At 73.2% G+C, this 25,343-nt stretch carries 26 protein-coding genes; 16 read left to right on the top strand and 10 right to left on the bottom strand.

Translation table 11 applies throughout. From position 1 onward, the window contains the following. Positions 1-99: 99 nt before the first annotated feature. The 8 genes from ABD990_RS08685 to ABD990_RS08650 all read left to right on the top strand — a co-directional run bounded on the left by ABD990_RS08685 (position 100) and on the right by ABD990_RS08650 (position 7,085). Positions 100-687, top strand: coding sequence for a hypothetical protein (locus ABD990_RS08685; protein ID WP_345379630.1), 588 nt, complete (start codon positions 100-102; stop codon positions 685-687). A gap of 96 nt (positions 688-783) precedes the next feature. After that, the gene (gene gndA, locus ABD990_RS08680) at positions 784-2,217 is read left to right on the top strand and encodes an NADP-dependent phosphogluconate dehydrogenase (RefSeq protein WP_345379629.1); all 1,434 of its coding nucleotides are present in this window, start codon (positions 784-786) and stop codon (positions 2,215-2,217) included. A 118-nt stretch (positions 2,218-2,335) separates the two neighbouring features. After that, positions 2,336-2,995 carry a DUF1326 domain-containing protein gene (locus tag ABD990_RS08675; protein ID WP_345379627.1) on the top strand — a complete coding sequence of 220 codons (660 nt, stop codon included), beginning with the start codon at positions 2,336-2,338 and terminating at the stop codon, positions 2,993-2,995. After that, positions 2,992-3,864, top strand: coding sequence for a DUF2182 domain-containing protein (locus ABD990_RS08670; protein ID WP_345379626.1), 873 nt, complete (start codon positions 2,992-2,994; stop codon positions 3,862-3,864). The genes ABD990_RS08675 and ABD990_RS08670 overlap by 4 nt, the downstream gene beginning before the upstream one ends. 166 nt (positions 3,865-4,030) lie before the next feature. Continuing rightward, a complete protein-coding gene (locus ABD990_RS08665; RefSeq protein WP_345379624.1) occupies positions 4,031-4,423 on the top strand; it encodes an ester cyclase in 393 nt (130 codons plus the stop codon). Between the two features lie 93 nt (positions 4,424-4,516). Further along, a complete protein-coding gene (locus tag ABD990_RS08660) occupies positions 4,517-5,299 on the top strand; it encodes an HAD-IIA family hydrolase (protein WP_345379623.1) in 783 nt (260 codons plus the stop codon). Positions 5,300-5,388: 89 nt separating this feature from the next. Then, a complete protein-coding gene (locus tag ABD990_RS08655) occupies positions 5,389-6,576 on the top strand; it encodes a YncE family protein (RefSeq protein ID WP_345379622.1) in 1,188 nt (395 codons plus the stop codon). After that, positions 6,573-7,085: a DUF2127 domain-containing protein gene (locus ABD990_RS08650; protein WP_345379620.1), complete on the top strand. Its 513-nt coding sequence runs from the start codon at positions 6,573-6,575 to the stop codon at positions 7,083-7,085. Before ABD990_RS08655 ends, ABD990_RS08650 begins: the two co-directional genes overlap by 4 nt. Here ABD990_RS08650 and ABD990_RS08645 read toward each other — a convergent pair. The 5 genes from ABD990_RS08645 to ABD990_RS08625 form a co-directional block, all read right to left on the bottom strand. Then, the gene (locus ABD990_RS08645) at positions 7,082-8,155 is read right to left on the bottom strand and encodes an NAD(P)-binding domain-containing protein (protein WP_345379618.1); all 1,074 of its coding nucleotides are present in this window, start codon (positions 8,153-8,155) and stop codon (positions 7,082-7,084) included. The two genes, ABD990_RS08650 and ABD990_RS08645, sit on opposite strands and share 4 nt — an antisense overlap. 28 nt (positions 8,156-8,183) lie before the next feature. Beyond that, complete coding sequence (locus ABD990_RS08640; RefSeq protein WP_345379617.1) at positions 8,184-9,164, bottom strand: threonine ammonia-lyase; 981 nt, start codon at positions 9,162-9,164, stop codon at positions 8,184-8,186. Positions 9,165-9,166: 2 nt separating this feature from the next. Further along, positions 9,167-9,487 (bottom strand): putative quinol monooxygenase, encoded by a 321-nt coding sequence (locus tag ABD990_RS08635; protein ID WP_345379615.1) that lies wholly within the window; start codon positions 9,485-9,487, stop codon positions 9,167-9,169. A 16-nt stretch (positions 9,488-9,503) separates the two neighbouring features. Then, positions 9,504-10,292, bottom strand: coding sequence for a vWA domain-containing protein (locus ABD990_RS08630; RefSeq protein ID WP_345379614.1), 789 nt, complete (start codon positions 10,290-10,292; stop codon positions 9,504-9,506). A 200-nt stretch (positions 10,293-10,492) separates the two neighbouring features. Next, positions 10,493-11,404, bottom strand: a complete 912-nt coding sequence (locus ABD990_RS08625; protein ID WP_345379612.1) for an AAA family ATPase — start codon at positions 11,402-11,404, stop codon at positions 10,493-10,495. A gap of 86 nt (positions 11,405-11,490) precedes the next feature. On the opposite strand from ABD990_RS08625, the gene ABD990_RS08620 reads away from it, so the two are divergent. After that, entirely contained in the window at positions 11,491-12,663 is a 1,173-nt protein-coding gene (locus ABD990_RS08620) for an NDMA-dependent alcohol dehydrogenase (RefSeq protein ID WP_425569556.1), read from the top strand. Further along, positions 12,663-14,258 carry an AMP-binding protein gene (locus tag ABD990_RS08615; RefSeq protein ID WP_345379610.1) on the top strand — a complete coding sequence of 532 codons (1,596 nt, stop codon included), beginning with the start codon at positions 12,663-12,665 and terminating at the stop codon, positions 14,256-14,258. The genes ABD990_RS08620 and ABD990_RS08615 overlap by 1 nt, the downstream gene beginning before the upstream one ends. Before the next feature lie 64 nt (positions 14,259-14,322). Here the strand turns inward: ABD990_RS08615 and ABD990_RS08610 are convergent, their stop codons facing one another. Next, a complete protein-coding gene (locus tag ABD990_RS08610; RefSeq protein ID WP_345379608.1) occupies positions 14,323-15,942 on the bottom strand; it encodes an AMP-binding protein in 1,620 nt (539 codons plus the stop codon). A 114-nt stretch (positions 15,943-16,056) separates the two neighbouring features. On the opposite strand from ABD990_RS08610, the gene ABD990_RS08605 reads away from it, so the two are divergent. The 6 genes from ABD990_RS08605 (at position 16,057) to ABD990_RS08580 (ending at position 20,869) form a co-directional block, all read left to right on the top strand. Continuing rightward, complete coding sequence (locus ABD990_RS08605) at positions 16,057-16,509, top strand: hypothetical protein (protein WP_345379607.1); 453 nt, start codon at positions 16,057-16,059, stop codon at positions 16,507-16,509. Continuing rightward, positions 16,506-16,880 carry a hotdog family protein gene (locus tag ABD990_RS08600; protein WP_345379606.1) on the top strand — a complete coding sequence of 125 codons (375 nt, stop codon included), beginning with the start codon at positions 16,506-16,508 and terminating at the stop codon, positions 16,878-16,880. The genes ABD990_RS08605 and ABD990_RS08600 overlap by 4 nt, the downstream gene beginning before the upstream one ends. Positions 16,881-16,976: 96 nt before the next feature. Beyond that, on the top strand, positions 16,977-18,362 hold the full coding sequence (locus tag ABD990_RS08595) for a phytoene desaturase family protein (RefSeq protein WP_345379603.1): 1,386 nt from the start codon (positions 16,977-16,979) through the stop codon (positions 18,360-18,362). Positions 18,363-18,381: 19 nt separating this feature from the next. Beyond that, positions 18,382-19,494, top strand: a complete 1,113-nt coding sequence (locus ABD990_RS08590; RefSeq protein ID WP_345379602.1) for an LLM class flavin-dependent oxidoreductase — start codon at positions 18,382-18,384, stop codon at positions 19,492-19,494. Beyond that, the gene (locus tag ABD990_RS08585) at positions 19,491-19,856 is read left to right on the top strand and encodes a nuclear transport factor 2 family protein (RefSeq protein ID WP_345379601.1); all 366 of its coding nucleotides are present in this window, start codon (positions 19,491-19,493) and stop codon (positions 19,854-19,856) included. Before ABD990_RS08590 ends, ABD990_RS08585 begins: the two co-directional genes overlap by 4 nt. Then, positions 19,853-20,869 carry an LLM class flavin-dependent oxidoreductase gene (locus ABD990_RS08580; protein ID WP_345379600.1) on the top strand — a complete coding sequence of 339 codons (1,017 nt, stop codon included), beginning with the start codon at positions 19,853-19,855 and terminating at the stop codon, positions 20,867-20,869. Before ABD990_RS08585 ends, ABD990_RS08580 begins: the two co-directional genes overlap by 4 nt. A gap of 41 nt (positions 20,870-20,910) precedes the next feature. On the opposite strand, the gene ABD990_RS08575 is transcribed toward ABD990_RS08580, so the two are convergent. The 4 genes from ABD990_RS08575 to glpK all read right to left on the bottom strand — a co-directional run bounded on the left by ABD990_RS08575 (position 20,911) and on the right by glpK (position 25,329). After that, entirely contained in the window at positions 20,911-21,351 is a 441-nt protein-coding gene (locus ABD990_RS08575) for an SRPBCC family protein (RefSeq protein ID WP_345379599.1), read from the bottom strand. A gap of 2 nt (positions 21,352-21,353) precedes the next feature. Then, entirely contained in the window at positions 21,354-21,893 is a 540-nt protein-coding gene (locus ABD990_RS08570; protein WP_345379597.1) for a DinB family protein, read from the bottom strand. Positions 21,894-22,059: 166 nt separating this feature from the next. Continuing rightward, complete coding sequence (locus ABD990_RS08565; RefSeq protein ID WP_345379596.1) at positions 22,060-23,769, bottom strand: glycerol-3-phosphate dehydrogenase/oxidase; 1,710 nt, start codon at positions 23,767-23,769, stop codon at positions 22,060-22,062. 42 nt (positions 23,770-23,811) lie between these two features. Further along, complete coding sequence (glpK, locus tag ABD990_RS08560; protein WP_345379595.1) at positions 23,812-25,329, bottom strand: glycerol kinase GlpK; 1,518 nt, start codon at positions 25,327-25,329, stop codon at positions 23,812-23,814. Positions 25,330-25,343: the final 14 nt, after the last annotated feature.

The raw sequence follows: 25,343 nt of genomic DNA, 5'->3' as shown, positions 1-25,343 counted from the left end.
CACGGCCGGCCGGCCCGGTACGTAGAGTTGTGTACGCACCTCGACGTATGGCCCCCTCCGCCCCCCGTTCGCCACGCTGGGTGACGAGGAGGTGGGGCGGTGGATCCGGGCACGGGCGTGCGCCGCGCGCTGCCGTACGCGCCGGGGGAGTGGACCCGGCTGGTCGCCTCGATGGTCATGGGCCTCGCGACCCTGGCCGGGACGGCCCGCCCGAGCGCGCTGCCCCCGGGCCTGGCGCTGGAGTGCGGCTGTCACCTCGTCGCCGTGCTCGACCCGGCCTGCCGGTCGGCCCGTCGCGGCGAGCGCCACCTGAGCCCGCACCTGGTGTACGTGACCGTGGACCCCGGCGACGTCGCGGTGCTCGGGGCCGCCGCGCGGGAGCTGGGCAGCCGGCTGCTGCCCCACACGCCCGGGCCCGCCGACCCCGCCGCGCCGTCGCCCGTGCTGGACCCGCCGATCACGGGAACCGCCGCGGCGCTGACCGTGCTGGTCCCCGACATGACGCTGGTCCACGTGCTGCTCGACACCGACCACGGCTCGGACGCCGACGTGCTGCGCCGCTGGGGCGCCGACGGGCCGGTGGTCGCGACGCCGCCGCCCGAGGCGCTCGCCGCGCACCACCGCGTCGCCGCGCGCGTGCTCCACCTGTGGCGCGCGGGCCTGGGCGACGACCCGCCCTGCCGGTAGCGGATCACACGTCCCCGCGCGGGCGGCGGGTCGCCGCGCCCCGCCCCCGGGGGGCAGGATGGCCCCCGAACCGGAACCGGAGCGAGGGAGCAGCGCATGGCGGAGAAGAGCCGGATCGGCGTCACCGGGCTGGCGGTGATGGGCGCGAACCTGGCCCGCAACATCGCGAGCCGCGGCGTCCCGGTCGCCGTGCACAACCGCACCGCCGCGAAGACCGAGCAGTTCATGGCCGAGCACGGCGGCGAGGGCGAGTTCACGGCGTCGGAGTCCGTCGAGGACTTCGTGAACTCGCTGGAGCGGCCGCGGCGGATCATCGTGATGGTGAAGGCGGGCCGGCCCGTCGACGCGGTCATCGAGGAGCTCACGCCCCTGCTCGACGAGGGCGACATCGTCATCGACGCGGGCAACTCGCACTTCCCGGACACCGTGCGGCGCACCGAGGAGTGCGCCGCGAACGGCATCCGGTTCATGGGCGTCGGCGTGTCCGGCGGCGAGGAGGGCGCGCTGCTCGGGCCGAGCATCATGCCCGGCGGCGACCCCGAGGCGTACGCCGAGGTGGCGGAGATCTTCACCGCGATCAGCGCGAAGGTCGACGACACCCCGTGCTGCGTGCACGTCGGCCCCGGCGGCGCCGGGCACTACGTGAAGATGGTGCACAACGGCATCGAGTACGCCGACATCCAGCTCATCGCCGAGGCGTACGACCTGCTCACCCACGTGGCGGGGCTCGACGCACCCGCGATCGGGAAGATCTTCGAGGAGTGGAACACCGGCGACCTCGAGTCCTTCCTCATCGAGATCACCGGCAAGGTCCTCGCCAAGACGGACGAGAGGACGGGCCGGCCGCTGGTCGACGTCATCGTGGACCAGGCCGAGCAGAAGGGCACCGGCCGCTGGACCTCGCAGGACGCGCTGGACCTCGGCGTCCCGCTGACCGGCATCACCGAGGCGGTGTTCGCCCGGACCCTGTCCGCGCTGCGGGACGAGCGCAAGGCCGCGTCGACCACCCTGGCCGGCCCCTCGCCGGCGCAGAAGGCGGACGACCAGCTGGTCGACGACATCCGGCAGGCCCTCTACGCGTCCAAGGTCGTCGCCTACGCGCAGGGCTTCGCCCAGATGCGCGCGGCCTCGATCGAGAACGACTGGGACCTCAAGCTCGGCGACATGGCCACGATCTGGCGCGGCGGCTGCATCATCCGCGCCCAGTTCCTCAACCGGATCCGGGACGCCTACGCCGAGCACCCGGACCTGGACAACCTGCTCATGGTCCCGTACTTCACCGAGGCCGTGGCGCACGCGCAGGACGCGTGGCGGCGGGTGGTGACCGTGGCGACCGAGCAGGGCGTGGCGATCCCGGCCTTCTCCAGCTCGCTGAGCTACTACGACGGCTACCGCCGCGAGCGCGGCCCGGCCAACCTGATCCAGGGCCTGCGGGACTACTTCGGCGCCCACACCTACCGGCGCACGGACGCCGAGGGCTCCTTCCACACCCGCTGGGCGCAGGACGGCTCGGAGGTCCGCACCGACTGACCCGTGGGCCCGGCGCCATCCGAATGGTCGATGCCGGTTTGCCGGTACTCCGCGCACCCTGGGGCCAGTGCACGACGCCCGTGACGGGGCGACGGCACGTTTGCGGGGAGGGCTGACGATGACGACAGCGACGACCACTCCGTGGCACCTGCAGGGACGGTGGTTCGACGCCTGCAAGTGCGCGATCCCGTGCCCGTGCTCGTTCGCGCAGCCGCCGACCTACGGCGACTGCGACGGCGTCCTGCTCTGGCACGTCGACGAAGGCAGCTACGGCGACACCCGGCTCGACGGGCTCAACGTCGCGATGCTCGCCTCCTTCACCGGCAACGTCTGGAGCGGTGAGCACACCGACCCGTTCGCGGCGGTGTTCATCGACGAGCGCGCCGACGAGACCCAGAAGGCGGCGCTGCAGACGATCTTCGGGGGCGAGGCGGGGGGCTGGCCGGCCGAGTTCGGGGCGATGTTCCACCCCGAGATGCGCGGGATGGAGGTCGCGCCGATCGAGGTGTCGATCGACGACGACCTGGCGTCCTGGAGCGTGCGAATCCCGGGCCGCGCCGAGGCCACGATCGAGGCGCTGAGCGGGCCCACCTCCACCGAGGGAGTCCGGGTGCAGGTGCACAATCTGCCCGGCTCCGAGACCGGACCGGGCCAGGGCCCGGCGACGTGGGGCCGGGCGACCGTCGACCGGGCCGACGCATTCGGCTTCCGGTGGGACCGCTCGGGCTACTCCTCCAAGCTCATCCCGTTCGACTGGACCGGGCCGGACGGCGGATGACCCGGTCGATGCGGCCGCGCGGCATACCCGCGCTGCCCGCGTGGACCCGGTTCGAGCTGGTCCTCGCCGGCGTCCTGCTCGCCGCCGCGGCCGGCGCCTGGGCACTCACCGGGGCGTTGTCGATGCCGGACATGCAGACCGGCATCCTCACCGGTGGTCAGCCGATGCCGGCCATGCCGGACATGCCGACGCCAGGAATGCGGGACATGCCGGCGACGCCGGGAGCGGAGCCCTCGGCGGGTGCGGGCCCGGCGCTCGCCGCGGCGCTGTTCCTGGCCACCTGGGTGGTGATGATGGCTGCGATGATGCTGCCCGCGATCACCCCGTTCACCATCGGGCTCGCCCGGCTGCTCGGGGACCATCCGCAGCGGCGTCGCCGGCTGGCCGCGCTCACCGCCGGCTACCTGGCCGTGTGGAGCGTGGTGGGCCTGGCGGCCCTCGGCGTGGTGACGGGATTCGACGCGCTGGCCGTGGACCCGAGCCCGACCACGGTGCGCACGGGGGCCGTGGTGCTGCTGATCGCCGGTGCCTACCAGTTCACCCCACTCAAGCGATGGTGCCTGGTGCGCTGCCGTTCGCCGCTCGCGCTGGTGGTCCGCTACGGCCGGCGCGCGACCCGCAGCGGGGCCGGCGCCCTGACCACGGGGCTGACCCACGGCGCCTACTGCCTCGGCTGCTGCTGGGCCCTGATGCTGGTCCTCCTCGCTGCCGGCGTCATGAGCCTCGTGTGGATGGCCGTGATCGCCGCGGTCATCACCGTCGAGAAGGTGTTGCCCCGCGGGGAGGTCCTGGCCCGGGTGATCGGTGCAGTGCTCCTCGGGGTCGGGGTACTGCTCCTGGCCGCCCCCGAGCTGATCACCGCTGCCTAGTGCGGTGAGGTCAGCCCGACGCGGGCTCGAAACAGGGACGTGAACTGCGTACAGACGCGGCCGCGTCTCGGGCGCGACCCTCGACCCCACTGCGTCGACCTTGGTGACCGTGAAGGGGAGCTACATGACGGAGACGAGCGCACCGCCTGCGTCCACGAGGACAGCGGTGGTGGAGCAGATCCGGGCGTACGTCGACGGCTGGAACGCCCACGACGGCCCGACTGTCCTGGCGACCTTCGGCCCCGGCGGTACCTACGTCGACCCCTCGCTACCCGGCCCGATCAGCGACGACGCGATCGCCGGTTACGTCGCCGGGCTCGCCACCGCCTTCCCGGATCTGCGCTTCACCGTCGACGAGCTCATCGTCGAGGGTCCACGTGTCGTCATGCCCTGGAGGATGCAGGGGACGAACACCGGGCCGATGCCGGACCTACCGGAGCCCACGGGGCGCACCTGCGACGTCTCGGGCATCGACGTGATCACCATCGGTCCCGACGGCATCAGCTCGATCGTCGGCTACTTCGACCAGAAGACCTTTGCCGACCAGCTCGGGCTGTGATCCTGTAGCCGGCTCGGGTCCGGTCTTCCGAGCAGAGCCCGCAGGTCGCCGCGTCGAGGGGACGGCGTCCCGTACCCCCGGTAGCGTTCGCGGATGGCCGACGCCCGCGCCCTGCTGATCGACATCGACGGCGTCCTCACCGTCTCGTGGGAGCCGATCGAGGGTGCGGTCGACGCCCTGTGCCGGATCCGCGAGGCCGGGCTGCGGTTCGCGCTGGTCACCAACACCACCTCGCGCACGCGGGACGAGATCGCCGGCACGCTGGCCGACGCGGGCTTCCCCGTGGGGCCGGACGACGTCCTCACCGCCCCCGCAGCCACGGCCGAGCACCTGCGCACCCATCACGCCGGCGCGCGGGTGGCCCTGCTGAGCAGCGGGGACGTCGCCGCCGACCTCGGCGACGTCCGGTTCGTGGACCTCACGGAGAGCGCGGACGTCGTGGTGCTGGGCGGGGCCGGGCCGGAGTTCACCTACGAGGCCCTCGACGCCGTCTTCGCGCGCCTGCAGGAGGGCGCGACGCTGCTCGCGATGCACCGCAACCTCTACTGGCGCACCTCGTCGGGGCTGCAGCTCGACACCGGTGCCTTCCTCGCCGGCCTCGAGGAGGCCGCGGGCGTGGAGGCCACCGTGCTCGGCAAGCCGTCGGAGGCGTTCTTCGCGGCGGCGCTGTCCCGGCTGGGGGCCGAGGCCGCCGAGACGGTCATGATCGGCGACGACGTCGAGGCCGACGTGCTCGGCGCGCAGGCGGCCGGGATCGGCGGTGTCCTCGTGCGGACCGGCAAGTTCCGGCCCGAGGCGGAGGAGGGTGTCGGCGGGGAGCGCCCGCAGCGCGTCGTCGACTCGTTCGCGGACGTCCCGGCGCTGCTCGGGCTGTAGGGCCCGCGCCGACCCGCCGGCCGCCCCTGGTCTCGGCCGCTCCCGGCGAGCAGGCTGGCGGGCGGGCGGCGATCCGGTGGGGGGCATACATGACGGGTGGAAGACGGCGGTTCGCGCTGGCGGCCGTGATCGGGGTGTCGGTGCTGCTCGCGGCCTGCAGCGCGGGCGGCGGCGGGGCAGGGGGCACGGCCGCCCCGGCGCCGGGCGGTGGGGTCTCCCCGGCCCCGGCGGCCGCGCGCGACGCGCTGCCCGGCATGCCGCCGGTCACGGACGCGCGCAACGTCTACGCCAGTGCCGGGGCAGGCATGCTCTCCGATGCGGCGAAGGCCGCGAAGCCGCTGGTGTACGTGCCGCACACCAAGTCCGGCGAGGTCCGCGTGATCGACCCGGCCACGTTCGCGACCGTCGGGACCTACCGGCTGGGCGGGGAGCTGCAGCACGTGGTGCCCTCGTGGGACATGCGCACGCTCTACGCCACGGACGACATCCTCAACAAGGTCGTGCCCTTCGATCCGGTGACGGGCAGGCCGGGTGCGCCGATCCCGGTGCAGGATCCGTACAACATGTACTTCACCCCGGACGGCTCCACCGCGATCTCGGTGGCCGAGGCGCAGAAGCGGCTGGTCTTCTACGACCCGCGCACCTGGGCACAGCAGGGCGACCTGCCCACGCCGGACTGTGCGGGCATCGACCACGCCGACTTCACCCCGGACGGCCGGACCGCCGTGTTCACCTGCGAGTTCGCCGGGCGGGTGGCGGTGGTGGACGTTCCCCGCCGCACCCTGCTTCGGATGATCGACATGCCGACGCGCAACACCCGGATGGGCCCGCAGGACATCAAGCTCGCCCCGGACGGCTCGGTGTTCTACATCGCCGACCACGACCAGAACGGGCTGTGGGTGCTCGACGGCGCGGCCACGCGGGTCCTCCGCGAGATCCCGACGGGGCAGGGCGCCCACGGTCTCTACCTGTCCCGGGACGCCACCCGGCTGTTCGTCACGAACCGGCACGACGGCTCGATCAGCGTCCTCGACGCCTACACCGGCGCGATCCTCACGACCTGGCACATCCCCGGCGGCAGCCCCGACATGGGCAACGTGTCCGCGGACGGCTCCCAGCTCTGGCTGTCCGGCCGCTACGACCGCGAGGTCTACGTCCTCTCGACGACGGACGGCAGCCTCCTCCGGAGGATCCCCGTCGGCAACGGCCCGCACGGGCTGTGCGTGTGGCCCCAGCCCGGGCGCTACTCGCTCGGTCACACCGGGATCACCCGGTGACGGCGGAGGAGCAGGGCACGGTCCCCGGGTCCCGCGCGGCCGGCCGCACCGAGCGGCTGTTCCGGCTCGCCCTGCTCGTCAAGGGGATCGACGGCGCGGCGGAGCTGATCGGCGCGGTCGTGCTGGTCCTGGTGTCCGGGGCGGCGGTGCATCACCTCGTCGCCGAGATCCTGGCCCACGACCTGCTCGGGCCGCCGGACGGCACGCTGGCCCGGCACCTCGTGGCCGGGACCGCGGAGTTCGTGTCCGGCGACCGCACCTTCGCCGTGCTCTACCTGGCCCTGCACGGGGTGGTGAAGCTGGCGCTGGTGGTGGCGCTGCTGCGGAAGTGGCTGCCCGCCTACCCGGTCGCGATCGCCGTCCTGCTGTTGTTCGTGGTGTACGAGGTGATCCGCGCGGTCCACACGGGCTCGCTGGTGCTGCCCTTCCTCGCCGCGCTCGACCTCGCGATCACGGTGCTGGTGATCCGCGAGTACCGGATGCTGCGCCGCGAACGCCGGGTGAGCTAGGCGGCCGCCGGCTCCCGCAGCCGTCGCACGATCTCGCGTGCGGCCGCCCGGCCTGCCCGGTTGGCCCCGATGGTGCTGGCGGAGGGCCCGTAGCCGACGAGGTGCACCCGCGGATCGGCGACGGCGCGGGTGCCGTCGAGCGCGATCCCGCCGTGCGGCGAGCGCAGGTGCAGCGGGGCGAGGTGGCCGATCGCCGGCCGCCAGCCCGTGGCCCACAGCAGGACGTCGGCGGGCTCGGTGGTCCCGTCGGCCCAGGCCACGCCGTCCGGGGTGATGCGGGAGAACATCGGGCGGCGGTCGAGCACGCCGCTCTCGATCCCCTCGCGGTACGCCGGGGTCAGCGGCAGGCCGGTCACGCTCACCACCGGCCGTGGCGGCAGGCCCGCCCGCACCCGCTCCTCGACGAGCGCGACCGCCTCGCGCCCGGCGAGGTCGTCGAACGGGCCCTCGCGCCAGCGCGGCGGTGTGCGGGTGACCCAGGTGGTCGCGGCGGCGACCGGCGCGATCTGCAGCAGGAACTGCACGGCCGAGGTCCCGCCGCCGATCACGACCACGCGGTCGCCGGCGAAGGCCTCCGGGCCGGGGAAGTCGACGGCGTGCAGCTGGCGGCCGCGGAACTCCCGCGCTCCGGGATAGGCGGGCACGAAGGGGTGGGTCCAGGTGCCGGTGGCGTTGACCAGGGCCCGTGCGGTCCAGGTGTCCGTGAGCTCCGCCTCCACCCGCAGCAGCTCGCCCACCGACCGCACCGCGCTCACGCGCACCGGCCGCCGGACCTGCAGGTCGAACTCCCGCTCGTACGCCGCGAAGTACTCCGGCACCACCCGGTTGGCGGGCCGGTCGGGATCCTCGGGGGCGAACTCCAGCCCGGGCAGGGGATGGATGCGGTGTGCGGAGAAGGCGTCGCCGGCCACCTTCAGGGTGTCCCAGCGGTGCCGCCAGGCCCCGCCCGGCGCCTCCTCGGCGTCGAGCACCACGAACCCCGGACCGGGCTCGAGCCCGGCGCGGCGCAGTCCCCAGGCGGCCGAGAGCCCGGCCTGCCCGGCGCCGATCACCACGACCTGCGTGTCCACGCCCGGTGCAACGCGCGGGCGGGAGCGGTCAGTCCCGGACGCCGAACCGCTCGGCCCACGCCACGACGTCCGCGAACGTGGCGTTGCCGCCGCACACCACCAGGCCGAGCCGGGCGCCCGGCCCCACCCGGTCCAGGATCCGGCGCGCGGCCGGGACCAGGCACCCCGCGGCGGGCTCCGTCCACAGCTTGGCGTGCGCGGCGAGGTCGAGCGTCCCGCGCACCGCCTCGGCGTCGGGCACCACGACGACGTCCGTGACCAGCGATGTGACGTGCTCGTACGTCAGCCGGGAGGCCGACGGCGCGCTCAACGAGGTCACGATCGACGAGAGCGCGACGGGCGTGGGCCCGCCCGCGGTGACCGCCGCGGACATGGCCTCGGCACCGGTCGTCTCCACGCCCCAGATCCGCACGCCCGGCCGCCGGGCGTGCAGCGCGGCGGCCACCCCGGAGATCAATCCGCCGCCGCCGATGCTGACCAGCACGTCCGTGAGCTCACCGGCGTCGTCGGCCAGCTCGAGGCCGACGGTGCCCTGCGCCGCGACGACGACCGGGTCGTCGAAGGGGTGCACCATCGTGCGGCCGGCCTCCTGCAGCTCCGCGGCCAGCGCGAACGCCCCGGCGATGTCCGGGGTGAGCCGCACGTCCGAGCCGGTGGCGCGGCACGCCGCGACGGTGCGCGACGACGCCGACTCCGGCATCACGACCGCCGCGTCGATGCCGAGGGCGGCCGCCATCTCCGCCACGGCGATGCCGTGGTTGCCGCCGCTCACCGCGACGACACCCGCGGCCCGCTCCTCGGGCGTGAGCGAGAGCAGCTTCGCGGTGGCCCCGCGCGCCTTGAACGACCCGGTGCGCTGCAGCAGCTCCAGCTTGGCGGTGACCGGCACCCCGAGCAGCGCCGACAGCCCCGGACTCCCGACCGTCGGCGTCCGGACGACGTGCCCGGCGATCCGCTCGGCGGCGGCGGTGATCTCGGGGAGGCCGATCAGGGAGCTGCTGACTGTCACATTCAGATGGTGCCCTGCTCGGTGGTGCCGGCGGGGATCGGCGTGAAGGTCTTCACGTCGATCGGCCGGGCGAGCCGGCCCTTGAGCGCGGCCCCGGCCTCGGCGAGGGCCGGTGCGGCGCCGTGGGTCTTGAGCGCCTCGGGCGACTCCCAGCGCTCCACGAACAGGAGGTCGGTCGAGTCGTCGGTGGTCTCGTGCAGGGCGTACTTCCCGCAGCCCGGCTCCTCGTGGACCTTCGGGATGGCGGCGAGGAGCGCCTCGCGGACGGCCTCCTCCTCACCGGGCTTGGGCGAGATGGTGGCGACGACGATCACGGGGCTCATCGGGTGTTCTTCTCCTTCAGCGGTTGAGGATGCGGTTCAGGGCGGGGGCGACGTCGCGGTGCGTGTGCACCGGGTGCAGGGTGCCGTGGCCGAGGCGGGCGAGGTCGCGGCCGAGCGGCAGGTCGTGCTCGCCGTCGGTCTCGAGCAGCACGTGCAGCTCGGGGAAGCGGCGGGCCAGCTCGCGGGGGTCGGGACCGGCGTTGTGCACGGCGTCGGTGAGCAGGATGGCGGTGCGCTTGCGGGCGGCCGAGCGGGCGAGCTCGGCGTGGGCGACCGAGAGCCCGAAGCCGACGTTGGTGAGCCCGCGGGCCGGGATGCGCAGCAGCTGGTCGAGCAGTGTCGAGGGCGTGGCCGGGGTGGTGAGCGGCTTGAGGACGGCGGCGTCGGACCAGAACGCGACGAGCGCGAGCTGGTCGGAGGCCCCGGACAGGTCCGCGGACAGGGCGGCGACGGTGGCCGCGGCGATGCGGACCTTCTCCCCGCGCATCGACCCGGAGACGTCGACGATCAGCACCGCGGCCCGCCGCGAGCTCATCCGCTCCCGGACGATGATGTCGGTGTCCTCGGGCCGGGGCCGCTCGGCGAGCATCTCGATGGTCTTGTCGAGGTCGATGTCGTCGGAGCGGTAGGCGTAGGGCACCGAGGCCAGCGCGCCCGTGCCGCGCTCGGCCCGGGCGTCCCGCGGGCGCCGGCGCACCGAGAGCCGCCGGGCGATGGCCTGGGCCATGGACGCGACCACCGGGTCGGGCGGGGTGTCCTCGAGCAGCTCGCCGAGCTCGCGCTGCCGCGCGGTCTGCGAGGTCACGAGCACGCCCTGCCCGCCGGCGGGCAGCTCGTCCTGCCCGCCGGACCGGTCCGGGTTCAGCTCGGCGACGACGGGCGCGCCCTTGCCCTGGGAGAACAGCTCGGGCGCGGTGTCGAGGCGCTTGGGCTTGCGGCGCAGCGGGGCCAGGTTCCGTCGCTCACCGGAGTCGGCGGTGGGCAGCGCGACGGCGTTGTCGAGGTTCAGGCGGTGCGGGCCCGGCGCTGCCCGCCGGGGGCGGAGAAAAAATGGTTCTCCCAGATCTCGGTGATGACCCGTTCCGGGGTGGCGTCGGAGGCCTCGTCGACCCCGACTCGCGCGGACAGGGCCAGCAGCGCGGCGTCGAGCACGACCCGGCTGTGCTCGGCGGACGGGTCGATGCGCTGCAGCTCCATCGCGATGGCGACCAGGTCGATCGCGCCGCGCACCGACGAGCCGCGGCGCAGTTCCGGGTGGCTGCGGGTGGCCCGGGTGAGGGCCACGCCGTCGTCGATCAGGGCCCGGTCGCCCTGATCGTCGCCGCAGCCGGTGCGGCGGGCGACGATGTCGCCCTCCTCCTCGGCGGACTGGTAGCCCACGGCCAGGCGGCACCAGCGGTCGTAGACCGAGTCGGAGATCCGCGCGGTGCCGACGTTGTCGAACGGGTTCATCGAGGCCAGCACCCGGAAGGTCGGGCCGGCGGAGAGGGTGCCGACGCGGGGCACGGTGACCGCGCGCTCGGCCATCGCGCCGAGTAGCACGTTGAGCGTGTCCTCCGGCGCGCGGTTGAGCTCCTCGATGTAGAGGAACCCACCGCGCTGCATGGCCTCGACCAGCGGGCCGGGCACGAAGTTCTCCGCGGAGTAGTCCTCCTGGAGCACCCGGGCGGGGTTGTGGTGCCCGACGAGCCGCGCGGGGGTGAGCTCGGCATTGCCCTCCACCAGCACGAACGGCACGTCCCAGTGCTCGGTGATGGCGCGCAGCATCGTGGACTTCGAGGTCCCCGGTGGACCCTCGAGCAGGATGTCCCGGCCCGCGGCCACCGCGGCCAGCACCAGGGTCAGCTCGCGGTCCCGGCCCACCACGGCCTGGGCGACCGCGTCGCGCGCGGCGCCGTCGACCGTGGGGCTCGTCATTGATGCACTCACATCACCATCCGACAGGCCTGGCGAACGTTCGTCAACCCCGGCCTTGTGTAACTACCGGGCGTTTGGTAGCCATGGTGACCCGGGTCACGGCGGTCGTGGCCCGGTCCCCCCAGGAGGGCACCACCGTGAAGACGCACGCCTCGATCCTGCGCAGCGCCCCCGGCAAGTTCGAGCCCGCGGACCTCGACCTCGAAGGGCCGCGCAGCGGCGAGATCACCGTGAAGCTCGCCGCCTCGGGCCTGTGCCACTCGGACGACCACATGGCGACCGGGGACATCCCCGCCGGCACCTACCCGCTCTGCGGGGGCCACGAGGGCTCCGGCGTGGTGACCGAGGTCGGCCCGGAGACGGCCGGGTTCGAGGTCGGCGACCACGTCGTGTTCACCTTCGTGCCCTCCTGCGGGCGCTGCCGCTGGTGCGCCGCGGGCATGCAGAACCTCTGCGACCTCGGCGCGAACATGCTGATCGGCTCCCGCTTCGAGGACCCCACCAGCTTCCGCATGACGCTCGACGGGCAGCCCGTCGGGCAGATGTGCGGCATCTCGACCTTCAGCGAGTTCACCACCGTGAGCGTCAACTCCGCGGTCAAGGTGCCGAAGGAGGTCCCGCTCGTCCCGCTGTGCCTGCTGGGCTGCGGCGTCGGGACGGGCTGGGGTTCGGCGGTCAACGCCGCCCAGGTGCAGGCCGGGCAGACCGTCGTCGTGATGGGGATCGGCGGCATCGGCACCAGCGCGGTGCAGGGCGCGGCGCACGCCGGGGCGACGAACGTGATCGCGGTGGACCCGGTCGCGTTCAAGCGCGAGAGCGCCATGGAGTTCGGTGCCACCCACACGGCCGAGACGATGGAGGAGGCCACCGAGCTGGCGGGCCACTTCACGAACGGGCAGGGGCCGGACTCGGTGATCGTGACCGTCGGCGTGACGACGGCGGACCACGTCGGCCAGGCCGTCGCCGCCGTGCGCAAGGCGGGCACGGTCGTGGTCACGGGGGCGGGCAAGGCGGAGCTGTCCCAGGTGCCGATCAACCTGCTCGAGCTGACCATGGCGCAGAAGAAGATCGTCGGTGCGCTGTTCGGCGCGGCCAGCCCGTTCACCAGCATCCCGTGGCTGACCCAGATGTACACGAGCGGCCGGCTCAAGCTCGACGAGATGATCACCAAGCGGTACTCGCTCGACCAGGTGGCCCAGGGCTACGAGGACATGCACGCCGGCACGATCGTGCGCGGGATCGTGGAGTTCGACCGCTGATGACCCGCCGCTGGATCGCCCCGACGACCCTGGGCGACCTCGTCGACCGGCGCGCGGCGGAGCATCCGGCGGACGAGGCCCTGGTCCTCCCGGACGGCCGGGCCACCTTCGCCGGGCTCGCGGAGCGGGCGCAGCGGTACGCGCGCCGGCTGCTCGGGCTCGGCGTCGGCCGCGGCGACCGGGTCGGGACGCTGCTGCCGGCCTCCGTCGACCTGGTCGCCGCGATGATCGGGGCGGCGAAGATCGGGGCGGTCACCGTGCCGGTGAACGCCCGGTTCAAGGCCGTGGAGCTGCGCCAGATCGTGGTGCACTCCGGGATGCGGGCGCTGGTCACGGACGCGGCCTCCGTCCCGCTCGTCCGCGAGGCGACGGCGGAGGGCGCACCCGAGCTCGAGCACCTGCTCGTGCTCGACGACCCCGACTCGCCGGCGGCGGCCGACCGCACGGCCGCACCGGACGAGCAGGTGTGGGCCCGCCAGGCCGGCGTCCGGGTCCGGGACACCGCGGTGATCGTCTACACGTCGGGGACGACGGCCGCGCCGAAGGGCGCGATGCTCAGCCACGAGGCCCTCACCCGGCTGGCCGACGGCATCGGCGAGCGGATGGCGCTCACCCCGGCGGACCGGGTGTGGACGGCCATCCCGCTCTTCCACGGCGGCGGCATCACCTTCCTGCTCAGTTGCCTGGCCGCCCGCGCCGCGTTCGTCCATCCCGGCTACTTCGACCCGGCGACCACCCTCGACCTGCTCACCACCGAGCGGGTCACGGTGGCCCTGGCCGCGTTCGAGACGATCTGGATGCCCGTGCTGAACCGGCCGGACTTCGCGGACTTCGACCTCGCCGGGATCCGCCTGGTGATGGCGGTCGGTGTGCCGGAGCGGCTGCGGGACATGGCCTCCCGGCTGCCCGGTGCGGTGCACGTGTCGTGCGTGGCCATGACCGAGTCGTCGGCCTTCCTCTCGCTCAACCGGCCGGACGACCCGCTGGAGAAGCGCGTGACCACCGGCGGGCACCCGATGCCGGGGATGGAGGTCCGTGTGGTCGACCCGGAGACCGGCGTCGACCTGCCGCCGGACACCCCGGGTGAGCTGCTCTTCCGCGGCCCCACGGCCTTCGACGGCTACTTCCGCGACCCGGGGCGGACGGCCGAGGTGATCGACGCCGCGGGGTGGTTCCACACCGGGGACCTCGTCGTCGCCGACGCGGACGGCCGGCTCACCTTCCGCTCCCGGCTGAAGGACATGCTCAAGGTCGGCGGCGAGAACGTGGCGGCCGCCGAGGTCGAGGGGTACCTGCTGGGGCACCCGGCGGTGGACCTGGTCGCGGTGGTGGCGGCGCCCGACGCCCATTACGTGGAGGTGCCGGCGGCCTTCGTGCAGCTCAAGCCGGGCGCGACGGTCACGGAGCAGGAGCTGATCGACTTCTGCGTGGGGCGGATCGCGACCTACCGCGTGCCGCGCTACGTCCGCTGGGTCGCGCCGGGGGAGTGGCCGATGTCCGGCACGAAGATCAAGAAGTACCTGCTGCGGGAGCGGATCGCCGACGAGCTGAAGCACCGCGGCATCACCGAGGCCCCCCGCATCCGCACCACCTGAGCGAACGGCGCTCTCGCTCATACCTGGTGAGCGAGAGTGTGGTTCGTGCAGGTCCCGGCCCGGCTCAGGAGGCCGCGCGGGAGCTCAGGACCGGCGCTTCGGTGATGCCCGCGGCCTTCAGCTCGTCCGCCAGCCGCTCCTTGAGCCGGAACTTCTGCACCTTGGTGCCGGACATCGGGAACTCGTCGACGAACCGCACGTGCCGCGGCACCTTGAAGGTCGCGATCCGGCCGAGGCAGAAGGCGATCAGCTCCTCCTCGGTGGCGGTGGCTCCCGGGCGGAGCTGCACGAACGCGGCCGGGACCTCACCGTAGCGGGCGTCCGGCGCGCCGACCACCTGCACCAGCCCGACGGCCGGGTGCTCGCAGAGGAAGCCCTCCACCTCCGCCGCGGCGACGTTCTCCCCGCCGACCTTGAGCATGTCCTTCAGCCGCGACACGAACCGCAGCCGGCCGGCCTCGTCGGCGACGACGAGGTCCCCGGAGGCGAACCAGCCGTCGGCGTCGATCCGGGCGGCCGTGGTCTCGGGGTCGCGGTGGTAGCGGACCATCCGCGACGCGCCGCGGAACCGGAACTCGCCCGGCACGCCCGGCGGGACGGGCTCCCCGGTCTCCGGGTCGACGACCTTCGCCTCCATGTGCCGCAGCGGGACGCCGCTCGTGGTCGCCCGGACCTCGGCGGGATCGTCGGGGGAGCCCATGCAGCAGAACCCGAACGACTCGGTCATGCCCATGCAGGAGGTCTGCACCGCCTGCGGCAGCCGGGCCTGCATGGCCCGCATCCGCTCGGGCGCGCCGACGTTGATCACCAGTCGCAGCGCGGAGAGGTCGGCCTCGGGGAAGCGCGGGTGCTCCAGGACCGGCACCCAGATCGTCTCGAAGGCGGGGAAGCCGATGGTGCAGCGTTCCTCCTCGAGCTGGCGCAGCGCCCGCCCGGCCTCGAACGTGCCGACGTGCACCATGCCGCAGCGTCCGGCCAGTGCGGCGATCGCGACGTCGAACCCGCCGCAGTGGAACATCGGCAGCGGGGCCCAGAACCGGTCGTCCGGCCGCAGGCCGAGCCGCTCCGCGACCGCCCCGCCCTCCGCGACGAGCGACGCGTGGTCGTGCACGCATCCGCGCGGGCGCGAGGTGGTGCCGGAGGTGTAGAGCATCAGGATCGGGTCCGACGCCCGCAGCGCGGCCCGGGCCTCGTCGGCCCCGGCCGGGTCCGCGCTCTCGTCGAGCCCCGTGAGGAACCCGGGCGCCGGTCCGTCCAGCGCGACGACGGCGCGGAGCAGCGGTGCCGCCTCGAGCGCGAGCCGTCCCGGGGTGCCCGTCGCCAGCCCCGGCAGCGCCTCGTGCAGCACCGGGGCGAACTCCGCGGTCGTCAGCAGCAGCCGCAGGTCCGCGTTCTCGATCATGTAGCCGAGCTCGCGCGGCTTGAGCCGGGTGTTGAGCGGCACCGTCACCGCGCCGATCCGGGCCGCGGCGAGCCAGAGCCGGTAGCTGTCGAGGCAGCCGTGCAGCAGCAGTCCCACCGGGTCCCCGGGGCGGACGCCGAGCGCCCACAGCGCGGCCGAGAGCCGGCGCGTCGACCGGGCCAGCTCCGGGTAGGTCTCGCGACCGTCGGGGAAGACGACGCCCTGGTCCGGCGCGTCCACCGCGCGCCGCTCGAGCAGGTCGGGAACGGTGGTGTCCGGCATCGTCGGCGGCCCTTCCGATCTGTCTAACGATCGTTTGACAGTGGACGGTAGCAAGGGCGCCTGGGAGGCGTCGACACGACTGACTGTCAACCGGCCAGTAGGTAGGCTGCTCCCGTGATCTCCGAGGAGGAGCTCGCGGGCACCGTCGGTCACAGCATGCCCGGCGGGACCGCCCGGGTCGAGTACTACGCGGACTGGCTGCTCCGGGACGCCCTGGGTGCCCCGCCGGGCGAGCCGGGTCTCGCACACCCCACCTTCGCGTTCGTCGCCGCGCAGGGCGGCGTGGGGCTGAGCCTCGAGGAGGTCTTCGCCCGCTTCGGCGCCTCCTCCGCCGACGGCCCGATGCTCGGCGAGTGGGCGGTGGACTTCGCGGAGCCGCTGCGGCTGGACGTCGACTACGCCGTGACGTGCGTGGTCGAGTCCGCGCGCCGGAAGACCGGCGCACGCACCGGCGTGTTCGACCTGGTCACCGTGCGGATCGAGCTGACCGGGCCGGACGGGCGGGTGCACGTCACCGTCCGGCCGACGTACGTGTTCCCGCGTCGGGCGACGGGGAGGCCGGCGTGAAGGTGGGGGACGTCCTGCCCGGGCGGACGGTCGAGGTGCGCCCGGAGCCGATGAAGGTCACCGCGGCGCTGCTGCGGGACCCGAACATGATCCATCTCGACCCGGCGGTCACCGACGAGCTGGGTCTGGGTCCGCGGGTGGTGAACCAGGGGCCGCTGAACCTGGGCTACGTCCACACCCTGCTCGAGGAGTTCGGGCGGGTCGTCTCCTCCCGCTTCCGGTTCCACGGCAACGTGCTCGCCGGCGACCGGGTCGTGCCGGGCGCGCGGGTCACGGCGGTGGACGGGGACCTCGTCGACTGCGAGGTGTGGCTGGACGTGGTGGGTGGCGCCCGGGCAGTCTCGGGAACGGCCCGGATCCGTGCGCGGTGAGTGGTGTCGGGGCAACGCATCTCGCGCGCGGGTGCTTGCGCGATCCGACCCGCCGTGACACCGTGTCAAACGGTCGGTTGGTAGAGAGAGGGTGTCATGCCGAGCTACGACGTCGTGGTCATCGGGGCCGGGGCCGCCGGGCTCTCCGCGGGAGCGCTGCTGGCCAAGGAGGGCAAGCGGGTCGTCGTGCTCGACCGCAGCCCGCACCTGGGCGGGCGGGCCATGGCCGTGCCGGACGAGGGGTTCACCGTCAACCTCGGCGGACACCTCATCGAGGACGGCGGGTCGGGCATCACCAAGGTGTTCTCCCACGTCGGCAAGGAGCTGATCCACGGCGAGGTCAGCAACGACATGCCGATCTGGGAGAACGGCAAGGGCTGGGGCTCGATCCGGGACCGCTACACCGACCGGACCGAGCTCAAGAAGGTGATCAAGGCCTTGGTCAACACCCCGTATGAGGAGCTCGACGACTGGGACGACCGGTCGCTGCGCGAGTGGATCCACCAGTACACGCACGACCAGGGCGTGGTGGACCTCTTCGAGTTCATCTCCGTCCTGGAGTGCATGACCGACAACTGGTACGACCACTCCGCCAGCGACAACCTCTACGTGCGCAAGATGCACTTCGAGGAGCGCAACACCGCCGCCTACTCCTGCTGGCCCGGCCAGGGCTGGGACGGGATCTGGCGCGACCTGGCCGACGCGATCACCGAGAACGGCGGGGAGCTGCGGCTCGGCACCTCCGTCGAGCGCGTGGTCATCGAGAACGGGTCCGTGAAGGGCGTCGCCGTCGGGCGGGAGCCGAAGGTGCTGCCCAACGAGTTCTTCGAGGAGGAGATCCTCGAGGCGCCCGCGGTGATCTCCACCCTGCCCGTGTGGAACGTCCTGGACGTGGTCCCGCGGTCCGCGCTGCCCGAGTGGTACGCCTCCCAGATCGAGTTCCTCGCCCAGGACAAGTTCCGGATCGCCTGGCTCGGGCTCTACCTGGCGACCGAGGAGCCGGTCACGCAGTTCGACCCGCGCGAGCTCGCCACCTGGACCGCCACGCCGTCGACCGAGTGCTCGGGCTTCATGTTCGACCAGTCCGCCATGGACCCCTCGTGCTCCCCGGAGGGCACGCACCTGCACGTGATGGGCGCGATCATCCCGGGCGCGAGGGGGCGGGACCGGGAGTGGTGCCGGAGCACGATGGAGGCGTTCGAGCGGGACGTCGAGACCATGTGGCCGGGCTTCGCGAAGCCGATCTGGCGGCGCCGGCACCTGGTCTTCGAGCCGAGCTTCGGGGTGATCCAGATGCCCGGGCTGGTCGGGAAGTACCGGCCGCACTGGCGGGCCCCGAACGTCGAGGGGCTGTGGTTCGCCTCCGAGACCTTCCGCAGCCGCGGCATCGGCACGGACCGCGCCGCCCGCGCGGCCCTGACCTGCGTCGAGGACTACCTCGGGGGCCGCATCCCGACCTTCGGCGACGGGTGGAGGTACTGAGGTTGTCCAGGAGGGAGTCGTGAACAGGTTGCAGCTGGGCGTCCCCGGGCAGATCATGCCGCCGGCCGACGCCGCGGTGAGGTTCGCGCAGCGCAGCGAGGCCGACGGTTACGACGCCGTGTGGTGGCCGGACCACCTCATGGGCTGGCACGCGGACACCATGTGGACCCCGGACCTGACGCCGCTGGCGACGGTGCAGGCCAACCCGCACACCTACTTCGACCCGATGATCATGATGGGCGTGGTCGGGTCGCAGACGCAGCGGATCAAGGTGGGCGTGGTCGTCACCGACCTGATCCGGCGGAACCCGGCCATGGCCGCGGCGACGGCGCTGACCCTGGACCACGTGACCAGGGGCCGCGCGATCATCGGGCTGGGCTCGGGGGAGAAGCTCAACGTCACGCCGTACGGGATGAACTTCGACAAGCCCGTCGCGAAGCTCTCCGAGGGCATCGACGTGATGCGACTGCTCTGGGAGGCCGACGGGCCCGTCGACTACCGGGGGAGATTCCACACCCTGGAGAAGGCGGTGCTGGGGCTGCAGCCCTACGGCGACACCCCGCCGGAGATCTGGACCGCCGCGCACGGTCCGCGGATGCTGTCGCTGACGGGCACCAAGGCGGACGGCTGGCTGCCCACCAAGATGACGGCGCCGGACTACGGCAAGGCGCTCACCACCATCCAGCAGGCCGCACAGGACGCCGACCGCGACCCGGGGGGGATCACCCCGGGCATGCTCGGGTACATCCTCATGGGCCCGGACCAGGAGACCGTCCGCCGGCTCACCGAGGCCCCGCTGGTGCGCGCGCTCTGCGTCCTCCTGCCGAGCCAGGTGTTCCGGGACCTCGGCGTCGAGCCGCCGCTGGACGCGGGGTCGGGCTTCCACGACTTCATCCCGACGACGATCCCGCGCGAGGAGTCCCTGCGGATCATCGACGCGATCCCGCCGGAGGTGGTGCGGCACTACGCCTTCTGCGGCACCCCCGAGCAGGTCGCCGAGGAGCTCCACGAGTACCGCGAGGCGGGGCTGGAGCACCTCGTCATGTGGAACATCACCGCGTTCGGCGACCCCTCGCTGGCCCGGTGGTCCTTCCAGGCGATGGCGGAGCTGAAGAAGCTGGTGGGCTCGTGAGAGCCGTCGTCGAGGCCTACTTCGCGGCGATCAACGCGGACTCGTTCGCGGACCTGAGGCACGTGTTCGCGGAGGACGTGGAGATCCGCACGGTCGGCGCGGAGCCCGTCGTCGGGCGGGAGGCGGCGCTCGCGCACTTCCCGGCGGTCCTGGCGAACTACGCCGAGCACGAGGATCGGGTGACGCGCTGGATCGAGACCCCCGAGGCGATCGTCACCGAGATCGACTTCGAGGGGAAGCTGGTCGACGGCCGGCCGGTCGTCTTCTCCGCGCTCGACGTGTTCGACCTGCGCGACGGGCGGATCGTCAGGGTCACGACCTGGTACGACACCCGGGACGTGCGGCGCCAGGTGCTCCCGTGAGGCTCGGGGTCACCCTGCCGGTCGACGACGGGCTGGGCGTCCCCGAGTACCTCCGGCTCGTCCGCACCGCGGAGGAGGCGGGGTACGACTCGGCGTGGGTCGGCGAGGTGACCGGCCCCGAGGTCTTCTCGATGCTCGGGATCCTGGCCGCGAGCACGTCACGGATCCGGCTCGGGTCGGGGATCGCGACGGTCTACCCGCGCTCGCCGGCGCTCGCGGCGATGGGCTTCGCGACGCTCGCGTCCGCCGCCCCCGGCCGGATCCTCGCCGGGCTGGGCGCGAGCAGCCGCATGATCACCGAGGACTGGCACGGCCGCGCCCACGCCCGCCCGCTCGCCACGATCGAGGGGTACGTGCGGGTGCTGCGGGCGGCCTGGGCGGGCGAGCGGGTCGCCGTCGAGCACCCACGCACGCAGGGCTTCCGGGCCACGCTCCTGCCGCCGGAGCCGCCGCCGATCGTGGTCGGGGCGATGAACCCGGGGATGCTGCGGCTGGCCGGCCGGGTGGCGGACGGCGTGTTCCTCACCTGGTCCCCGGTCGGCGAGATCGCGGAGAAGCTCGCCCTGGTCCGCGAGGGCGAGAAGGAGGCCGGCCGCGAGCCCGGCAGCGTCTGGGCGATGGTCTCCTTCTGGGCCTACGCGGGCGACCGGGTCGCCGAGGCGACCGAGCGCATGCGCCGGCTGTGCCTGCAGTACGCCATGGTCCCGACGCACGCCGGCTCCTTCGCCGGGGTGTTCCCGGAGATCGCCCGGGCCACCGCGCTGTGGCGCTCCGGCGACCGCCGCGGCGCGCTCGCCCTGGTGCCGGACGAGCTGGTGCACCGGCTGTGCGCGGTGGGCGACGGGGCCGCGGTGGCCGCCCGCGCCGCCGCGATGCACGAGGCCGGCGTCGACCTCGCGGTCCTGCTGACCCCCGGGGCGGTCGCCGGCGACCTCGACGGTCCCCTCCAGACCCTCACCCGCACCGCCGACGCCGCCCTGCTGGACCGGACGAACGGCACTCTCGCTCACTAGATGTGAGCGAACGCGCCGTTCACCGGGAACTGCCGGCCCGGTCAGCCGCCCTCCAGGATCTCCTTGAGGCGGCGGAGGTCGGCCTCGTTCGCCCGGCGCATGGCGGCGGCCATCACCGGGGCGGCCACCGCCCGGAACCCGTGCGGCTCGCCGCGGTTGCGCAGCGTCATCGTGGTGCCGCCGTCCGCGGCCGGCGCCCAGGTGTAGGTCGTCTCCATCGGGAACGGCCCCTGTGCGGTGCGCATGGTCAGGCGCTCGCCCGGGACGTGCTCGACGATCTCGTAGGTGTACGCCAGCGTCCGGCCCAGGAACCGGGCCACGAACGCGATCTCGCTCCCCTCCGCCAGCGGTGGCGGAGTGCGCCACTCGACCGAGCGGATGTTCGCGTACCAGCGCGGGGCCGTGTCCGGGTCGGCGGCGAACGCGGCCACCTCGGCGACCGGGCGGGCGATGGTCGTCCGGGTCAGGACGTCGACGGCCACGCTCAGCCCATGGTCTTCGCGCCGTCGATCGCCTCGCGGATGATGTCGGCGTGGCCCGCGTGCTGCGAGGTCTCGGCGATCACGTGGAGGATCACGCGGCGCACCGAGTACGCCGCGCCGGGCTCGAACCAGGGCGCGCTGGGCAGCGGCCGCGTGGCGTCCAGGTCCGCGGTGGCCACCACCTCGTCCGTGGCGGCGGCGACCCGGTCGTACTGCTCGAGCAGGGCGGGCAGGGTGTCGGCGTCCGTGAGCTGGAACCGGGTGTCGACGAAGTCTCCGGACTCCATCGCGGCCCGCATCGCCGCCTCGTCGAACTCCACGTCGCCGCCCATCGCGCCGGGCTTGCCGAGCGCGAAGTCGATCCAGCCCTGCTCGGTGTCGGCGACGTGCTTGATCAGCGACGCGAGGGTCAGCTCGCTGACGGTGCTGCGGGTGCGGGCCTGCTCCTCGGTCACGCCGGCGACGGTCTGCCGCAGGAAACCGCGGTGCCGGCGCAGCGACTCCAGCAGGTCCGCGCGTTCGCGCGAGAGGGTGCCTGCCACGGATTCCGTCGCTCGCTCTGTCACGGTCGCCTCCACGCGTCGGGCAGCAGGTCGGGCGGGCACCGTACCGCGATCTCCGGTCATCCAGCGGTCACCCGGAACACACGAACGGCGCTCTCGCTCAGTAGGTGTGAGCGAGAGCGCCGTTCGCCGGGGACGGAACCGATCAGCTGACGGGCACCACGTCCGGCGCACCCATCCGGGCGGAATCGGCGGTGGCGTCGTCCGGCATGGTCTGGCTCTCCCGCTCGGCGGCGACCCGCCCGCGATAGTGCTCGACCTCCTTGGCCTTCTGCTCCTCGGTCCAGCCCAGCACCGGGGCCATCAGGTCCGCGGCCTCCTGCGCGGCGCCCAGGCCGCGGTCGAAGGTCTCGATCGAGGTCCTCGTCCGGCGGGTGAGGACGTCGTCGAGGTGGCGGGCGCCCTCGTGGCTCGCCGCGTAGACGATCTCGGCGCGGATGTGGTCCGGCGCCCCGGCCAGCGGCTCGCCGAGGGTCTTGTCCTCGGCGACCAGGTCGAGCACCTCGTCGATCAGCGAGCCGTACCGGCCGAGCAGGTTCTCGATGCGGGCGGGGTGCAGCCCCGACCGCTCGGCGATGACGTGCACCGAGTTCCTGAGCGCCTCGTAGCCCTCGGCGCCGAGCAGCGGCACGTCCTTGGTGACGGACTCGGGCACCTTGGCGTCGAGCCCGTGCACGGCGGCGTCGACGGCGTCCTTGGCCATCACCCGGTAGGTCGTGTACTTCCCGCCGGCGACGACCACCAGCCCCGGCACCGGGGTGGCGACGGCGTGCTCGCGCGAGAGCTTCGACGTCGTGTCCGACTCTCCGGCCAGCAGCGGCCGCAGCCCCGCGTAGACGCCCTCGACGTCCTCGTGGGTGAGCTGCTGCTCCAGCACGGAGTTGACGTGCTCGAGCAGGTAGTCGATGTCGGCCTTGGACGCGGCGGGGTGGGCCCTGTCGAGGTCCCAGTCGGTGTCGGTGGTGCCGATGATCCAGTGCCTGCCCCACGGGATCACGAACAGCACCGACGTCTCGGTGCGCAGGATCAGCCCGGAGTCCGAGCGGATCCGGTCCCGTGGCACCACCAGGTGGATGCCCTTGGAGGCGCGGACGTGGAACCGGCCGCGCTCGCCCGCCAGGCCCTGGGTCTCGTCGGTCCACACACCGGTGGCGTTGATGACCTGCTTGGCCCGGACCTTGATCAGCTCGCCGGTCTCGAGGTCGTGGACCTCCGCGCCGATGATCCGGCCCGACTCCTTGAGCAGCCCCACCACGCGGGCCCGGTTGGCCACGCGGGCGCCGTAGGCCGCCGCGGTCCGGGCGACGAACATGGTGTGGCGGGCGTCGTCGACCTGGGCGTCGTAGTACTGCAGGGCGCCGACCAGGGCGTCCTTCCGCAGCGACGGCACGATCCTGCGCGCGCCGCGGCGGGTGAGGTGGCGGTGGTGCGGCACGCCACGGGACTGCCCGGAGAGCAGGCCGAGGGTGTCGTAGAGCGCCACGCCGGTGCCGGCGTACAGCCGCTCCCACACGTGGTGCTGGAGCGGGTAGATGAACGGCACCGGGTGGACCAGGTGCGGCGCGAGCTTCTGGATCAGCAGCCCCCGCTCCTGGAGGGCCTCGGCGACGAGCCGGAAGTCCAGCATCTCCAGGTAGCGCAAACCGCCGTGGATGAGCTTCGAGCTGCGGCTCGACGTCCCGGCGGCGAAGTCACGGGCCTCGACGAGGCCCACGCGCAGGCCGCGCGTGGCGGCGTCGAGGGCAGCCCCGCTGCCCACGACGCCGCCGCCGACGACGAGAACGTCGAGCTCCTCCCGGGCCATGTCCTCCAGCGCCCGCGTGCGGGCGGAGGGGGAGAGCGCGACGGATCTCATGATCAGGTCTTCCTTTCCCAGCGGGAGGTCGATGCCGTGTGCCTAGTCGACCTCTACCCAGTCCAACGTCCGCTGCACCGCCTTCTTCCACTGTGCGTAGCCGGTCTCACGCTGCTCGTCGGACCACTGCGGGTCCCAGTGCGTGGACTCGTTCCAGTTCTCGCGGAGCTCGTCGGTGTTCTTCCAGAAGCCGACGGCCAGACCCGCGGCGTAGGCCGCCCCGAGCGCGGTGGTCTCGGCGACGACGGGCCGGGAGACCCGGACGCCCAGGACGTCCGCCTGGATCTGCATGCAGAGCTCGTTGGCGGTGACACCGCCGTCGACCTTGAGGATGTCCAGGTGGACCCCGGAGTCCTTCGCCATCGCGTCGGCGACGTCCTTGCTCTGGTAGCAGATGGCCTCGAGCGTGGCCCGGGCCAGGTGGGCGTTCGTGTTGTAGCGCGACAGCCCGACGATCGCGCCGCGGGCGTCGGAGCGCCAGTACGGGGCGAACAGGCCGGAGAAGGCCGGCACGAAGTACACCCCGCCGTTGTCGTCGACCTGGCGGGCCAGCGACTCGGACTGCGCGGCGCCGGAGATGATGCCCAGCTGGTCGCGCAGCCACTGCACGGCGGAGCCGGTGACCGCGATCGAGCCCTCCAGGGCGTAGACCGCCGGCTCGTCGCCGAACCGGTAGCAGACCGTGGTCAGCAGGCCCGAGTCCGACCGGACGAGCTCGGTACCGGTGTTGAGCAGCATGAAGTTGCCGGTGCCGTAGGTGTTCTTGGCCTCGCCGGGCGCCAGGCAGACCTGCCCGACCATGGCCGCCTGCTGGTCGCCGAGGATGCCGGTGATCGGCACCTCGCCGCCGAGCGGGCCGTTCGCCAGCGTCTTCCCGTAGGGCTCGGGCGAGCTCGAGGAGCAGATCCTCGGCAGCATCGAGCGCGGGATCCCGAACAGGGCGAGCAGCTCGTCGTCCCAGTCGAGGGTCTCGAGGTCCATCAGCATGGTCCGGCTGGCGTTGGTCACGTCCGTGACGTGCACCCCGCCGTTCGGGCCGCCGGTGAGGTTCCAGACCAGCCAGCTGTCGGTGTTGCCGAACAGCGCGTCGCCGCGCTCGGCGACCTCCCGGACGCCGTCGACGTTCTCCAGGATCCACTGGATCTTGCCGCCGGAGAAGTAGGTGGCCGGCGGCAGGCCCGCCTTGCGGCGGATCGTGTCCCCGTGGCCTTCGCGCTCCAGCCGGGAGGCGATGCGGTCGGTGCGGGTGTCCTGCCAGACGATCGCGTTGTACAGCGGCCGGCCGGTGTTCTTGTCCCACACCACGGTGGTCTCGCGCTGGTTGGTGATGCCCAGCGCAGCGAGGTCCTTCGCGGACAGTCCGGTCTTGTTGAGACCGGTCTGGATGACCGAGGAGGTGCGCTCCCAGATCTCCACCGGGTTGTGCTCGACCCAGCCCGCCTCGGGCAGGATCTGCTCGTGCTCGAGCTGGTGGCGGCCCACCTCGTTGCCGCCGTGGTCAAAGATCATGAACCGGGTGCTCGTCGTCCCCTGGTCGACGGCGCCGACGTACTCGGGCATCTTCTTCTCCTCGG

The sequence above is a fragment of the Pseudonocardia yuanmonensis genome, assembly GCF_039542425.1.
GTDB lineage: Bacteria > Actinomycetota > Actinomycetes > Mycobacteriales > Pseudonocardiaceae > Pseudonocardia > Pseudonocardia yuanmonensis.
Note: the sequence above shows the minus strand (reverse complement) of the source record. Positions and strands in the feature narration are given on the sequence as shown.

Bases quoted from the DNA above. Each gene is read 5' to 3' on its own strand.
- ABD990_RS08670 (WP_345379626.1), top strand. From the start codon at position 2,992: ATGACCCGGTCGATGCGGCCGCGCGGCATACCCGCGCTGCCCGCGTGG.
- ABD990_RS08625 (WP_345379612.1), bottom strand. From the start codon at position 11,404: ATGACGAGCCCCACGGTCGACGGCGCCGCGCGCGACGCGGTCGCCCAG.
- ABD990_RS08595 (WP_345379603.1), top strand. From the start codon at position 16,977: ATGCCGAGCTACGACGTCGTGGTCATCGGGGCCGGGGCCGCCGGGCTC.
- ABD990_RS08675 (WP_345379627.1), top strand. From the start codon at position 2,336: ATGACGACAGCGACGACCACTCCGTGGCACCTGCAGGGACGGTGGTTC.
- ABD990_RS08565 (WP_345379596.1), bottom strand. From the start codon at position 23,769: ATGAGATCCGTCGCGCTCTCCCCCTCCGCCCGCACGCGGGCGCTGGAG.
- gndA (WP_345379629.1), top strand. From the start codon at position 784: ATGGCGGAGAAGAGCCGGATCGGCGTCACCGGGCTGGCGGTGATGGGC.
- glpK (WP_345379595.1), bottom strand. From the start codon at position 25,329: ATGCCCGAGTACGTCGGCGCCGTCGACCAGGGGACGACGAGCACCCGG.
- ABD990_RS08660 (WP_345379623.1), top strand. From the start codon at position 4,517: ATGGCCGACGCCCGCGCCCTGCTGATCGACATCGACGGCGTCCTCACC.
- ABD990_RS08635 (WP_345379615.1), bottom strand. From the start codon at position 9,487: ATGAGCCCCGTGATCGTCGTCGCCACCATCTCGCCCAAGCCCGGTGAG.
- ABD990_RS08610 (WP_345379608.1), bottom strand. From the start codon at position 15,942: ATGCCGGACACCACCGTTCCCGACCTGCTCGAGCGGCGCGCGGTGGAC.
- ABD990_RS08655 (WP_345379622.1), top strand. From the start codon at position 5,389: ATGACGGGTGGAAGACGGCGGTTCGCGCTGGCGGCCGTGATCGGGGTG.
- ABD990_RS08615 (WP_345379610.1), top strand. From the start codon at position 12,663: ATGACCCGCCGCTGGATCGCCCCGACGACCCTGGGCGACCTCGTCGAC.